We start from the raw sequence: 13,131 nt of genomic DNA on the forward strand, positions 1-13,131 counted from the left end.
ATGAGTTTGTGAAAAAAGGTGCGAACTTCGTTACGTGGATTTGACCCGCCAGGCAGGGCCGCCAAAGCCCGCAGCCAGCTCATCCGGCCTGCCGGCCACCCCGAAGTAGTCGCCGCAGGCCAGGTCCGCCTCGGCCGCGAACCAGAATTCTGCCTGCTCAGCGGTGGTGACGCCATCCACGATCACGCTGACGCCCGCCTGGTGCGCCAGCTTCGGCAGCCGCCGCAGCGCCTCGGTCACCGGTGAGCCCGGCACCAGCTCCCGCTTGACCAGCTCACGGTTCACCCGGACGAAGTCCACCGCCAGATCGGTCACCGCGGCCAGGTTGGCGGTGCCCGGCCCGAAGTCCCGCAGCACCGTGCGTACACCCAGGTCGGTGAGCGTGCGCAGGTTGTCCCTTGACTCTCCGTGATCGGCGGCCAGGGTCAGCGCGGGCAGTTCCAGCAGCAGCCGCTCGGCCGGGAAGCCGGTCTGCTCCAGCACGCCGAGCAGCCTGGTCACCAGGTCCGGATCCGTCGCCTGCTGCGCGGTCAGGCTCAGCGCCAGCAGCAGCTCGCGGCCCAGCCGCTGCCGCCACCAGGCCACCTGCGCACAGCTCGCGCGCAACAGCCACTCGCCCAGCTGCGGCATCAGCCCGGTGCGCTCGGCCAGCTCCCGGCACTGCTGATCGGGCAGCGGGCCGAACTCGGCGTGCTCCCAGCACACCAGCGCCTCGACCCCGGCCACGGTGCCCTCGGCCAGCCGCACCAGCGGCTGGTACCGCGCCTCCACCGAGCCGTTCTCGAACGCGCCGGGCATGGTCGCGGCCAGCGCGTCCCGCCGCCGGTCCAGCCGCTCGTGCTCGGGGTGGAACAGCTCCCACTGCCCGCCGCCGCCTGCCTTGGCCCGGCGCAGCGCCTGCCGGGCGCCCCGCAGCACGTCCTCCGGCGTGCGTTCCGGCGAGGGCAGGTGCACCACGCCGACACTGGCCGTGGGCGCGGTGCCATGACCATCCACATAGGACGGTTCGGCCAGCTCGCGCCGGATCGCGTGCACCAGGCTCACCAGCTCGGGCGTGGACGGCGAGTTCTCCAGCAGCACCGCGAACTCGGCCCCGTCGAAGCGGGCCACCATCGCCTTCTGCCCGGCCAGCACCGCCTTGAGCCGCTGCGCCGCGACCACCAGCAGCTGCTCGGCCGCGCGCTCGCCGAGGCCGTCCCGGACCGCCGCGTAGCCGTCCAGGTCCAGGTGCAGCAGCGTCACGCCGTAGCGCCGATCCGCTTGGCGCAGCACGGTTTCCAGCTGGGTGCCGAAGAACTGGCGGTTGGGCAGCCCGGTCAGCACGTCGTGCAGCGACTGGCGGCTGAGCTCGTTCTGCAGCAGCACCAGCTCGGTGCCGTCCTCGACCACCGTGACGAAGTGGTCCGGCGCCTCGTCCGCGCCGCGCAGCAGCGAGGCGGTCAGCGAGACCATCGCGTGGTCGCCGTCGCGGCGCAGCAACCGCTGGGACTGCTTGATCCTGGCCAGCCTGCCCTCCCGCAGCGCCGCGTAGTCCTCGCGCAGCGCGGGCACCCGCTCGGGATCGACCAGCTCGAACAGGTTGCGGTCGGTCAGCTCGTCAGGTGAGTAGCCGAGGATCGCGCCTGCCGAGGCGTTCACCGTGACCAGCTCGCCGTCCAGGCCGGTGATCAGGATGCCGCTGGCCGAGGAGGTGGCGACCTCATCGAACCTGGCCTCCGCGGCCCGCAGGTTCCACTTGGCGTCGCGGACCGCCTTGAGCAGCGAACGCTGCATGCTCTCCTGCTGCGCCAGGGTGGCCTGCTGGGCCGCGCCGACGAAGCCGACGGCCAGCGCGCCGAGGGCCTGGACCACGCGTTCGGCAGGCGCGCCGCCCTCGGCGAACTCGGGCAGCGCCAGCAGCCCGGGGCCAAGGACGTCCATGGTGGTCGCCAGCGCCCGGTCGTCGGCGCAGTTCAGCTCCACCAGCCGGGCGCCCGCCGCGGCCGCGGGTCCGGTGTCCGCCGGGTCGCTGTGCACCGCCGCGCACATCCGGTCCAGCAGCCCGATCAGCTCAGCCTCGAAGTCGGCGTGCACCAGCGGCACGTAGTTGGCCTCGGCCAGCACGTAGGCCCACTTGCGCGCGAGCGTGCGGCGCTTGCGGCGCCAGTCCTCCGGCGGCGGGAGCGGCTCTGCCTGAAGACTGAGATCCGGCATCGGTTCAGCTCTTCCTGGCGACGCCGACGTAGAGATAGGCGTTGCTCGACGGGTCGGCGACGTCCCCCGGCCCCTCGGCCCGCCAGTTCGCGCAGCCGACCAGTCCCGGCTCGACCAGCTCGAAGTCACCGAACATGGCCAGGATCTGCTCGTAGGAGCGCGGCGTGACCTGGTCCGCGCTGCGCGAGGAGCGGATGGCGTCGCCGAGGTCCTCCAGGTCCTGCTTCTGCTCGTCGTGGGTGGCGTGGCTCAGCGCCAGGTAGCTGCCGGGCGCGAGCAGGTCGCGGTAGCCGCCCACCAGCTCGGCGGGCGCGGAGTCCTCGGGCAGCCAGTGCAGCATCAGCATGAACAGCAGGCCCACCGGCTGCTCGAAGTCGATCAGCTGCCGGACCGCGGTGCTGCCCACGATCGAGTCCAGGTCGCGCATGTCCGCGTGCACCACGCCGGTGCCGGGCACGGTCTCCAGCATCAGCTCGCTGTGCGCGACCGCCACCGGGTCGCGGTCCACGTAGACCACCCGGCAGGCCGGGTCGACCTGCTGCGCGATCTCGTGCACGTTGCCCACGGTCGGGATGCCGGAGCCGATGTCCAGGAACTGCCGCACGCCCTGGGCCATCAGGTAGCGGACCACCCTGGCCATGAAGGCGCGGTTGAGCCGGGCGACCCGGCGCAGGCTGGGCGCGATGCGCTTGAGGGTCTCGGCGGTGTCGCGGTCCACCGCGAAGTTGTGGCTGCCACCGAGCACGTAGTCATAGACCCTGGCCATGCTCGGCGTCGTTATGTCGACGCCGGCCGGGACCCAGTCCTGCGTCCGCGTCACGGAAACACACCTCGATTCGTAGCGGCGCACAGCATAGCCAGATTTCCACCCACTCGGTTGGGTACTGTTGCCTGCGGCCGAATGGGCCCTAGTGTGGCCACCTCCCATTACCGGCGCAAGGAGTGCGAATGCCCGTCCGGGTGGCACCCGGTCGGTGGCCGTTACTCGGGCACACACCGGCCTTGCTGCGCAAAAAGTTCCGCTTCACCGCGGAACTGCGTGATCACGGCGATATTGTCAAGCTGTATTTAGGGCCACTCCAGGCTTATTTCATCACAAGTCCTGAACTGGTCCATCGCGTGCTGGTAACGGACGGCGCGAGTTTCGGAAAAGGCGCCATGTTCGACAAGTTCCGGCCGTACATGGGCAACGGCCTGGCGATGTCGGACGGCGCGTTCCACCGGCGGCAGCGCAAGCTCATGCTGCCCGCCTTCCGGCAGGGCCGGATCGAGCACTACGCGGAGAACATGGTGCAGGCCGCCACCGCGCTGACCGGCTCCTGGCGGCCGGGCGAGGTCCGTGGGATCGACGCCGACATGCAGGGCCTGGCGGTGACCATCGTCGGCGCCGCGCTGTTCTCCACCGAGCTGGGCGGCACCGCGGTCGAGGAGGCCCGCCGGTCCATCCCGGTGATCGTCAAACAGGGCATCATCCGCTCGCTGTCGCCCTCCTTCGTCGAGCGGCTGCCGATCCCGGGCAACAAGGCCTTCGACGCCGCGATCCTGCGCATGCGCGAGGTCGTGACCAGGGTCATCGACAGCTGGGACGGCGTCGACCACGGCGACCTGCTGTCCCTGCTGCTGCTGGCCAGGGACGCCGACACCGGCGAGGGCATGACCGAGCGGCAGGTCTTCGACGAGGTCATCAACCTGCTCACGGCCGGCATCGAGACCAGCGCGCTGGCGCTGGGCTGGGTCTTCCACGAGCTGGGCCGCAACCCCGAGGTGGAGGCGCGGCTGCACGCCGAGGTGGACGAGGTGCTGGGCGGTCGCCAGGTCACCTTCGCCGACCTGCCCCGGCTGGAGTACGCCAGGCGGGTGGCCACCGAGGCGCTGCGGAAGTCCTCGCTCTGGCTGCTGATGCGGCGGGCCAACCGCGACCTCGACCTCGGCGGTCTGCGCCTGCGGGCCGGTGACGAGGTCATCATCAGTCCCTACACCATGCATTTCGACTCCCGGTACTTCCCGGAGCCGGAACGGTTCGACCCGGACCGCTGGTCGCCGGAACGGACGGCCGCGCTGCCCGAGGGCGCGTTCATCCCGTTCGGCGCCGGTATCCGGCAGTGCATCGGAAACTCTTTCGCGATGACCGAGCTGCTGATCGCGATCGCGACGGTGGCCGCGGGCTGGCGACTCGTTCCGGTGTCAGATCGACCGGTACGGGTGAAGTTCACCAACGCTCCGTACCCGAGCGCGCTGCCGATGACGGCAGTCCCACGGAATTAGTTGTTCCGCGAATCATCTATTTGGAGGTTCTTCCCGTGCGTTTGTTCTGGCGCCGGATCGGTGCCGCGACCGCGGCCTGCCTGGGATTGAGCGCCCTGATCGCGCCGATCCCGGCCGGGGCCGCCGAGGCGACCTGCCGGGACCTGTCCATCCCGGTCTCCCTGCTCGACCTGCCCCTGCTCAGCCTGGACCAGACCATGTACGGCCGGCTGTGCACCCCGGCCGGTGGCAGCTCCACCGTGCAGGTGCTGGTGCCCGGCGGCACCTACAACAGCTCCTACTGGGACATCTCGCACTCGCCGGAGACCCGCTCGTTCCGGCGGGTGCAGAACAAGGCCGGGTTCGCCACGCTCGCGCTGGACCGGCTCGGCACCGGTCGCAGCTCCAAGCCGCTGAGCGCGCTGCTGACCGCCTTCACCCAGGCCAACGCGGTCAACCACGTGGTCAAGGCGATGAAGTCCGGTTCGCTGGGGCCGAAGTTCAGCAAGGTCATCCTCGGCGGGCACTCGCTGGGCTCGGCGGTCTCGGTGATCGTGGCGGCCAGCCACCGCAACGTGGACGGCGTGCTGATCGCCGGTCAGCTGCACCGGCTGAACCTGACCGGCATCGTGCCCACGCTGACCACGCTGACCCCGGTGCTGCTGGAGCCGAGGCTCGGGCACCTCGACCCGACCTCGCTGACCACCGCGGCCGGGCTGCGCTACACCGCCTTCCACCGCGGCGGCCCGCTGGACGCGGCTGCGGTCGCCCACGACGAGGCGAACAAGGACGGGCTGGCCGCCGGCGAGGCGGTCGACGGCATCCTGCTCGGCACGCTGCTGCCGCTGAGCAGGCAGATCACCGTGCCGGTGCTGCTGGCCATGGGCGGGGACGACCAGGTGTTCTGCGGCGGCCTGCTGGGCAGCGACTGCTCGTCGGCGGAGGCGTTGAAGCGGTTCGAGGCGCCCAACTTCGCGCCGGCCGCCCGGCTGCGCACGTTCGTGCTGCCCGATTACGGGCACTCCTTCAACTACGCGCCGAACGCACCCGAGTTCTTCCAGGCCACCGCGAGGTGGGCTGAGGAGATGGTCGGTCGCTAGACCGGCCCTGGGGACGGCCGTTCCCGCCCGGACGGCCGTCCCCGGAACAAACCGCGCTTCCCATCCGTTGGAGCTGTCAGAAGCTTGAGTGTGATGGACTCAACCTCGCATTTGACGAGGTAGTGCTCCTATCCTCAGACTTGAGCCTGGATCACTCAAGGGTTGCCTTGGCTGATCCGCCTACGTACAGCGTGACCAGCAGTGGAGGGAAGATTCATGGCGCGAGCGGTCGGCATCGACCTGGGGACGACCAACTCCGTCGTCACCGTCCTCGAAGGCGGTGAGCCGACGGTTATCGCCAACTCGGAGGGCTCGAGGACGACTCCGTCCATCGTCGCCTTCGCCAAGAACGGCGAGGTTCTGGTGGGTCAGCCCGCCAAGAACCAGGCCGTGACGAACGTGGACCGCACGATCCGGTCGGTCAAGCGGCACATCGGCACCAACTGGAAGACCGAGATCGACGGCAAGGCCTACACCGCGCAGGAGATCAGCGCCCGCGTGCTGATGAAGCTCAAGCGCGACGCCGAGGCCTACCTCGGCGAGGAGATCACCGACGCGGTGATCACCGTGCCCGCGTACTTCGAGGACGCGCAGCGGCAGGCCACCAAGGAGGCCGGGCAGATCGCCGGCCTGAACGTGCTCCGCATCGTCAACGAGCCCACCTCGGCCGCGCTGGCCTACGGGCTGGACAAGGGCGAGAAGGAGCAGACCATCCTGGTCTTCGACCTCGGCGGCGGCACCTTCGACGTGTCCCTGCTGGAGCTCGGTGACGGTGTGGTCGAGGTCCGCGCCACCTCCGGCGACAACCACCTCGGTGGTGACGACTGGGACCAGCGCATCGTCGACTGGCTGGTGGAGAAGTTCAAGTCCAGCAACGGCATCGACCTGACCAAGGACAAGATGGCGTTGCAGCGGATCCGCGAGGCCGCGGAGAAGGCCAAGATCGAGCTCTCCAGCACCTCCACCGCGAACATCAACCTGCCGTACATCACGGTGGACTCGGACAAGAACCCGCTGTTCCTGGACGAGTCGCTGACCCGCGCGGAGTTCCAGCGGATCACCTCCGACCTGCTGGATCGCTGCCGCGCGCCGTTCAACAACGTGATCAAGGACGCCGGCATCCCGGTCGGCTCGATCGACCACGTGGTGCTGGTCGGCGGTTCCACCCGCATGCCCGCGGTCGCCGAGCTGGTCAAGGAGCTGACCGGTGGCCGGGAGCCGAACAAGGGCGTGAACCCGGACGAGGTCGTCGCGGTCGGCGCGGCGCTGCAGGCCGGTGTGCTCAAGGGCGAGGTCAAGGACGTCCTGCTGCTCGACGTCACCCCGCTGTCGCTTGGCATCGAGACCAAGGGCGGCGTGATGACCAAGCTCATCGAGCGCAACACCACGATCCCGACCAAGCGCTCGGAGATCTTCACCACCGCGGATGACAACCAGCCCTCGGTGCAGATCCAGGTGTTCCAGGGTGAGCGCGAGATCGCCGCGTACAACAAGAAGCTCGGCATGTTCGAGCTGACCGGCCTGCCGCCCGCCCCGCGTGGCGTGCCGCAGATCGAGGTCACCTTCGACATCGACGCCAACGGCATCGTGCACGTCTCGGCCAAGGACCTCGCCACCGGCAAGGAACAGGGCATGCAGATCACCGGTGGATCCGCCCTGGGCAAGGACGAGATCGACCGGATGATGAAGGACGCCGAGGCGCACGCGGAGGAGGACAAGCAGCGCCGCGAGGAGGCCGAGGTCCGCAACCAGGCGGAGACCCTGGTCTACCAGACCGAGAAGTTCGTCAAGGACAACGACGAGAAGCTGCCCGCCGAGGTCAAGGAGAAGGTCAACGGCGCGCTCACCGAGGCCAAGGAAGCGCTGAAGGGCACCGACATCCCGGCGATCAAGGCCGCGATGGAGAAGCTGGCCACCGAGTCCCAGGCCATGGGCGCGGCCATGTACCAGGGCAACGAGCAGGCCGCCCCCGGCGCGCCCGGCGCGGAGACCCCTGGCCAGCCCAAGGCCGATGACGTGGTCGACGCTGAGATCGTCGAGGACGACAACAAGGGTGGCAGCAAGAAGTGACCGAACAGCAGCCAGAATCCGAGCGCGTGGTGGTTCGCGACCGCCGTCGCATCGACCCGGAGACCGGCGAGGTTCGCTCCGCGGCGGCCAGCGAGGAGCTGGCCGCCGCGGAGGCGGCCGCTGAGGCCACCGTCGCCGCACCGCCGGTGGACGCCGGCGCGCTGGAAGAGCTGCGGCAGCAGCTCGAGGAGCGCACCGCCGACCTCCAGCGGCTCCAGGCCGAGTACGCCAACTACCGCAAGCGGGTCGACCGCGACCGCGAGCTGGTGGTCAACAACGCCAAGGCCAGCGTGGTCACCGAGCTGCTCTCGGTGCTCGACGACTTCGAGCGCGCCGAGCAGCACGGCGACCTGACCGGCGCCTTCAAGGCGGTGGCCGACAAGGTCGCGGCCACCCTGCAGAAGGCGGGGCTGGAGGCCTTCGGGCACCAGGGCGAGGAGTTCGACCCCTCGGTGCACGAGGCCGTGCAGCACGACACCTCGCCGGAGGTCTCCGGGCCGACGGTCACCGCGGTGCTGCGCCGCGGTTTCCGCTTCGGCGAGCGGGTGCTGCGCCCGGCCATGGTCGGGGTCACCGACCACGAGCCCGGCGCGCAGGCCCCGGCGCCGGAGAGCACCGGGCGGCACGCCGCGGCGGAACCGGCCGACGGCGACACCCCGCAGTAGATGACCAACAGCGAGAAGGGAGGGGCGTCCGGATGAGTGCGAGGGACTGGATCGAGAAGGACTTCTACGCCGAGCTGGGTGTCCCTCCCGAGGCGCCCGGTGACGACATCAAGAAGGCCTACCGCAAGCTCGCCCGCGAGCTGCACCCGGACGCCAACCCGGGTGATGCCAAGGCGGAGGCCAGGTTCAAGGCCGTCTCCGAGGCCTACGGGGTGCTCTCCGACACCGAGAAGCGCAAGCAGTACGACGAGGCGCGCAGGCTGTTCGGCTCCGGCGGGTTCCGGCCGGCCGGTGGTGGCGGGTTCGGCGGCGGCTCCGGCGGCTTCGACTTCGGCGACCTGTTCGGCGGCGCGGCCAGTGGCGCCGCGGCCAGTGGCTCCGGCGGCATCGGCGACCTGCTCGGCGGCCTGTTCGGCCGTCGCGGCGGGCAGGCCAGCGCGGCCCGCGCCCAGCGCGGCAAGGACGTGGAGACCGAGGTCCGGATCGACTTCACCGAGGCCGTCCGGGGAGCCACCGTGTCGCTGCGCCTGTCCAGCCCGGCCACCTGTGGCACCTGCGGCGGCAACGGCGCGCGTCCCGGCACTTCGCCGCGGACCTGCCCGACCTGCGCGGGCGCCGGGGTGGTCAGCCGCAGCCAGGGCGCCTTCGCCTTCAGCGAGCCCTGCCGCGACTGCCGCGGCGTCGGGCGGATCGTCGACGACCCGTGCGTGGAGTGCGGCGGCGACGGGGTCAGCACCCGCACCCGCTCGCTCACCGTGCGGATCCCGGCCGGGGTGGACGACGGCCAGCGCATCCGGCTGGCCGGCCAGGGCGAGCCCGGCCGCAACGGCGCGCCGGCGGGCGACCTGTTCGTCCGGGTGCACGTGGCCCCGCACGAGCTGTTCGGGCGCAACGGCGACGACATCACCGTGACCATCCCGTGCAGCTTCCCGGAACTGGTGCTGGGCACCACGTTGACCGTGCCCACGCTGGAGGGCAAGGTGTCAGTACGGGTGCCGCCAGGCACCACGAGCGGCCGCACGCTTCGTGTGCGCGGCAAGGGCGTCGCCCGCAAGGACGGCACGTTCGGCGACCTGCTGGTCACCCTGCAGGTGGCTGTTCCGTCCACTGTGGACGAACAGGCCCGCGCCGCACTGGAGGCCTACGCCGCGGCAACAGCGGATTTCGACCCACGACCGGCGCTGACCGCACTGTTGGGACGGGATGAGCCATGAGCCAGTTCGGTGACCAGGGTGGCGGGATCCCCTTCCCGCCCGGCGCGACCGAGGACAGCCCGGTGTTCGTGATCTCGGTCGCGGCCCAGCTCTCCGGCCTGCACGCGCAGACCCTGCGCACCTATGACCGGCTTGGCCTGGTGTCCCCCGGCCGCACCGCGGGCGGGGGCCGCCGGTACTCCGCGCGGGACATCGCGCTGCTCAAGGAAGTCCAGCGCCTGTCCCAGGAGGAAGGCGTCAACCTGGCGGGCATCAAGCGGATCATCGAGCTAGCCACCGAGGCCGAACGCCTCCGCACCGAGGTCGAGGACCTGCACCGCCAGCTCGCCGCCGCCCACGCCGCCGCCGACCACGCGGCTGCCGCCGTACACGCCTCCTACCGCCGAGACCTGGTCCCCCTCCGCCCCCAGCAAACCGCCCTGGTCGTCTGGAAACCCCAGCCCCGCTAGCGCCCCGCGAGTGTGGGCCGAACCCGCACGCGGAGTTGGCCAGCGCGCGAGGAGCGCCGGCCGCTCCAGGAGCGCGCGTTGGCCGAATTCGTATGCCGGGCTGGCTGATCCGGGCCGCATGTGGCCGAGGCCGTACCCGGTGTCGGTCGATCCCGGGCCGAGTGTTGGCCGAAGCCGTGCCCCGGGTTGGCCGGTCCCGGACCGCGCGCTGGCCGAACTCATCCCCCGCATTGACCGCTCCCACCCGCCCCGCTACCGCCCGCCCGGCGGCACCGCGCCCGCAGCCGACCAAGCCCGCCACCTCGATACTCCGTGCGGCTGACCTGCGCCCCGGGTGTACCCTGCTCCCATGCTGAGGACGTGCGACAGCATGACCATGCGCGGCCGGATGATGATGTTCTCCGGCCTCCTCCGCATGTCCTGACCACTGCTGAGGAGGCCCCCCAACCGGCGGCCCCTCACCGGGCCGACACCATCCGCCCGGGGCCAGGAAGGTAGCGATGAGCCGCTACAACGTCATGACATCCATCCCGTACGTCAACGGCAAGCCGCACGTCGGCCACGCCCTGGAGCTGATCCAGGCCGACGTGCTGGCCCGGCACCGGCGGCAGCGCGGGGACGAGGTGCGCGCGCAGACCGGCACCGATGACAACGCCTTGAAGAACGTGCAGGCGGCCGAGGTCGAGGGGATCACGCCCGCGGAGTACGTGGAGCGGGTCGCGCAGAACTTCCTCAAGCTGGGTGAGGCGCTGGAGCTGTCCTTCGACGACTTCATCAAGACCAGCTCCGACCCGCGGCACAAGCCGGGTGTGGACAAGCTGTGGGAGCTCTGCGCGAAGCAGGGCGACTTCTACCGCAAGTCCTACACCGGCCTGTACTGCATCGGCTGCGAGCTGTTCTACACCGAGGCCGAGCTGGTCGAGGGCAAGTGCCCCGAGCACGGCACGGTGCCGGAGGAGATCGAGGAGAACAACTGGTTCTTCCGGCTCTCCCGCTACCAGGACAAGCTCATCGAGCTGATCTCCACCGACCAGCTGCGGGTCGAGCCCGCGCACCGCAAGCGCGAGGTGCTGGCCTTCATCTCCTCCGGGCTGGAGGACTTCAGCTGCTCGCGCAGCATGGCGCGGGCCCGCGGCTGGGGCATCCCGGTGCCCGGCGACCCCGAGCAGGTCATCTACGTCTGGTTCGACGCGCTGGCCAACTACATCACCGCGCCCGGCTTCGGCAGCGACGAGGCGGGCTACCGGCACTGGTGGTCCGAGGACGTCGAGCAGGTGCACGTGATCGGCAAGGGCATCATCCGCTTCCACGCGGTGTACTGGCCCGCGATGCTGCTCTCCGCCGGGCTGCCGCTGCCGTCCACCATCTTCGTGCACGAGTACCTGACCGCGGGCGGGCAGAAGATCAGCAAGTCGCTGGGCAACGCCGAGGACCCGGCCGACATCGTGGCCGCCTACGGCAGTGACGCGGTGCGCTGGTGGATGCTGCGCGATGTGGCCAGGGCGGGCGACACCGACTACACCGCCGAGCGGATGATCACCCGGTCCAACGAGGACCTGGCCAACAACATGGGCAACCTGGTCAACCGCGCGGTGTCCATGGTGCGCAAGTACCGCGACGGCGTGATCCCGCCGGTGGCGGCGGAGAACCCGGCCGCCGAGGCGCTGCGGGCCGCCCGCGCGGAGGCCGCCGCGACCATCGACGAGGCGCTGGCGAACTTCGACTTCCGCCGCGCGGTGGAGTCGATCAGCCGGATCGGCGACGAGGCCAACCGCTACGTCGAGGCCACCACCCCGTGGGCGCTGGCCAAGGCGGAGAAGAAGGAGGACGCGCCGCCTGCCGCGCTGGACGCGGTGCTGGCCGAGCTGGTGGCCACCGTGCGCGACCTGGCCGAGCACCTGCTCCCGTTCCTGCCCGCCGCGGCCGCGCGGATCGCGCAGCAAGTGGGCGACGGCGGCGACACCGTGGCCGAGCCCAAGCCGGTGTTCCCGCGGCTGGAACTGGCCGCGGAATAGTCCTGGCTCCGGTGCCGCCCTTCACCTGGGGCGGCACCGCTGCTCGTCAGTCCAGCGTGAACGGGTCGTACCGGATCCGGTCCAGCGGCGTGCCCGCGACCAGCATCCGGGACACGGTGGCCCTGATCATCGCCGGGGAGCCGCAGACCAGCACGTCCCGGTCGTTCCAGGCGCCGTAGCGGGTGACCACGTCGGCCAGCGTGCCGTGCTCCACCCCGCGGGCGCCGGGGTCGGACTCCAGCACCGGCACCACGGTCAGCCACGGGTTGCCCATGGCCAGCCGCTGCACGCTGTCCAGGTCGTACAGGTCGCCGCGGGCGCGGCCGCCGTAGAACAGGTGCACCTTCGGGTTCTCCCCGTAGGCCGCCATCTCGTCCAGCATCGCCCGCATCGGGGCCACGCCGGTGCCGCCTGCCACCATCAGGATGTCCCGCTTGCTGGTGCGGTCGATGCCCATCCGGCCCATCGGCGGGCCGATCCGCCAGGTGTCGCCGATCTGGGTGTGGCCGACCACCGACCGGCTCACCCAGCCGTTGTTCACCGCGCGGACGTGGAACTCCATCACGCCGTCCGGGCTGGGCGCGTTGGCCGGGGAGAAGTAGCGCCAGAGCCGGGGGCGCTGCGGGGTCTCCACGCTGAGGTACTGCCCGGCGCGGTAGGGAATCGGGTGGTCTGGCTTGAGCCGGACCACGGCCAGGTCCCAGCTGAGCCGCTGGTGCTCGATCACACTGGCGGTCCAGAACGCCGGGTTGTCGTCGGCGGCCGCGGACTCCAGCATGGTCTGGGCCATGATCGTGTAGGCCTCGGCCCAGGCCCGTTCCACGGCAGGGGTCCAGGCCTCCCCGGCGAACCGCTTGATCGCGGCCAGCAGGGCGGTGCCGACCGCCTCGTAGTGCACCGAGACCACACCGAACTTGCGGTGGTCGCGGCCGAGCTGCTTGAGGAAGGGCACCAGGTCGTCCGGGCGGTCCACCATCTGCACGACGTGGACGAGGGCGCGCAGCAAGCGACTGCGCTGCACCTCCATATTGGCCGGGAACAGCTCACGGGTGGTCGGTGCGAGGCTGAAGAGCATCCCGTAGAAGAACTGGGCTACTTCCTCGGCGCGCGGCTCGATCACCGCGAAGCTCTCGCGGATCAGGCGCACCATCGCGGTGACCCCTGGCGGCGGTTCCCGGTGC

Annotated in this window: 10 protein-coding genes; 7 read left to right on the forward strand and 3 right to left on the reverse strand. The window is 70.6% G+C overall.

What is annotated here, in order from left to right; all coding sequences use genetic code 11:
• Positions 1–30: 30 nt before the first annotated feature.
• Together M8C13_RS28215 and M8C13_RS28220 are read right to left on the reverse strand one after the other, a co-directional pair.
• A complete protein-coding gene (locus M8C13_RS28215) occupies positions 31–2,193 on the reverse strand; it encodes a bifunctional diguanylate cyclase/phosphodiesterase (RefSeq protein WP_252483751.1) in 2,163 nt (720 codons plus the stop codon).
• A 4-nt stretch (positions 2,194–2,197) separates the two neighbouring features.
• Positions 2,198–3,013 carry an SAM-dependent methyltransferase gene (locus M8C13_RS28220; RefSeq protein ID WP_252483752.1) on the reverse strand — a complete coding sequence of 272 codons (816 nt, stop codon included), beginning with the start codon at positions 3,011–3,013 and terminating at the stop codon, positions 2,198–2,200.
• 128 nt (positions 3,014–3,141) lie between these two features.
• Here M8C13_RS28220 and M8C13_RS28225 point away from each other — a divergent pair, with 128 nt between their 5' ends.
• The 7 genes from M8C13_RS28225 to metG all read left to right on the forward strand — a co-directional run bounded on the left by M8C13_RS28225 (position 3,142) and on the right by metG (position 11,950).
• Positions 3,142–4,458, forward strand: a complete 1,317-nt coding sequence (locus M8C13_RS28225) for a cytochrome P450 (RefSeq protein WP_252483753.1) — start codon at positions 3,142–3,144, stop codon at positions 4,456–4,458.
• A 35-nt stretch (positions 4,459–4,493) separates the two neighbouring features.
• The gene (locus M8C13_RS28230) at positions 4,494–5,537 is read left to right on the forward strand and encodes an alpha/beta hydrolase (RefSeq protein ID WP_252483754.1); all 1,044 of its coding nucleotides are present in this window, start codon (positions 4,494–4,496) and stop codon (positions 5,535–5,537) included.
• A 216-nt stretch (positions 5,538–5,753) separates the two neighbouring features.
• Entirely contained in the window at positions 5,754–7,607 is a 1,854-nt protein-coding gene (gene dnaK / locus M8C13_RS28235; protein WP_252483755.1) for a molecular chaperone DnaK, read from the forward strand.
• Positions 7,604–8,272, forward strand: coding sequence for a nucleotide exchange factor GrpE (grpE, locus tag M8C13_RS28240; protein ID WP_374213179.1), 669 nt, complete (start codon positions 7,604–7,606; stop codon positions 8,270–8,272). The genes dnaK and grpE overlap by 4 nt, the downstream gene beginning before the upstream one ends.
• Before the next feature lie 32 nt (positions 8,273–8,304).
• Positions 8,305–9,486 (forward strand): molecular chaperone DnaJ, encoded by a 1,182-nt coding sequence (gene dnaJ / locus M8C13_RS28245; RefSeq protein ID WP_252483757.1) that lies wholly within the window; start codon positions 8,305–8,307, stop codon positions 9,484–9,486.
• Positions 9,483–9,935 (forward strand): heat shock protein transcriptional repressor HspR, encoded by a 453-nt coding sequence (locus tag M8C13_RS28250; protein ID WP_252483758.1) that lies wholly within the window; start codon positions 9,483–9,485, stop codon positions 9,933–9,935. The genes dnaJ and M8C13_RS28250 overlap by 4 nt, the downstream gene beginning before the upstream one ends.
• A gap of 500 nt (positions 9,936–10,435) precedes the next feature.
• Complete coding sequence (metG, locus tag M8C13_RS28255; RefSeq protein ID WP_252483759.1) at positions 10,436–11,950, forward strand: methionine--tRNA ligase; 1,515 nt, start codon at positions 10,436–10,438, stop codon at positions 11,948–11,950.
• A gap of 46 nt (positions 11,951–11,996) precedes the next feature.
• On the opposite strand, the gene M8C13_RS28260 is transcribed toward metG, so the two are convergent.
• Positions 11,997–13,100, reverse strand: coding sequence for an FAD-binding oxidoreductase (locus tag M8C13_RS28260; RefSeq protein ID WP_252483847.1), 1,104 nt, complete (start codon positions 13,098–13,100; stop codon positions 11,997–11,999).
• Positions 13,101–13,131: the final 31 nt, after the last annotated feature.

This window comes from Crossiella sp. SN42 (genome assembly GCF_023897065.1).
GTDB lineage: Bacteria > Actinomycetota > Actinomycetes > Mycobacteriales > Pseudonocardiaceae > Crossiella.

Bases quoted from the DNA above. Each gene is read 5' to 3' on its own strand.
- M8C13_RS28215 (WP_252483751.1), bottom strand. From the start codon at position 2,193: ATGCCGGATCTCAGTCTTCAGGCAGAGCCGCTCCCGCCGCCGGAGGAC.
- M8C13_RS28225 (WP_252483753.1), top strand. From the start codon at position 3,142: ATGCCCGTCCGGGTGGCACCCGGTCGGTGGCCGTTACTCGGGCACACA.
- dnaK (WP_252483755.1), top strand. From the start codon at position 5,754: ATGGCGCGAGCGGTCGGCATCGACCTGGGGACGACCAACTCCGTCGTC.
- dnaJ (WP_252483757.1), top strand. From the start codon at position 8,305: ATGAGTGCGAGGGACTGGATCGAGAAGGACTTCTACGCCGAGCTGGGT.
- M8C13_RS28250 (WP_252483758.1), top strand. From the start codon at position 9,483: ATGAGCCAGTTCGGTGACCAGGGTGGCGGGATCCCCTTCCCGCCCGGC.
- metG (WP_252483759.1), top strand. From the start codon at position 10,436: ATGAGCCGCTACAACGTCATGACATCCATCCCGTACGTCAACGGCAAG.
- M8C13_RS28260 (WP_252483847.1), bottom strand. From the start codon at position 13,100: ATGGTGCGCCTGATCCGCGAGAGCTTCGCGGTGATCGAGCCGCGCGCC.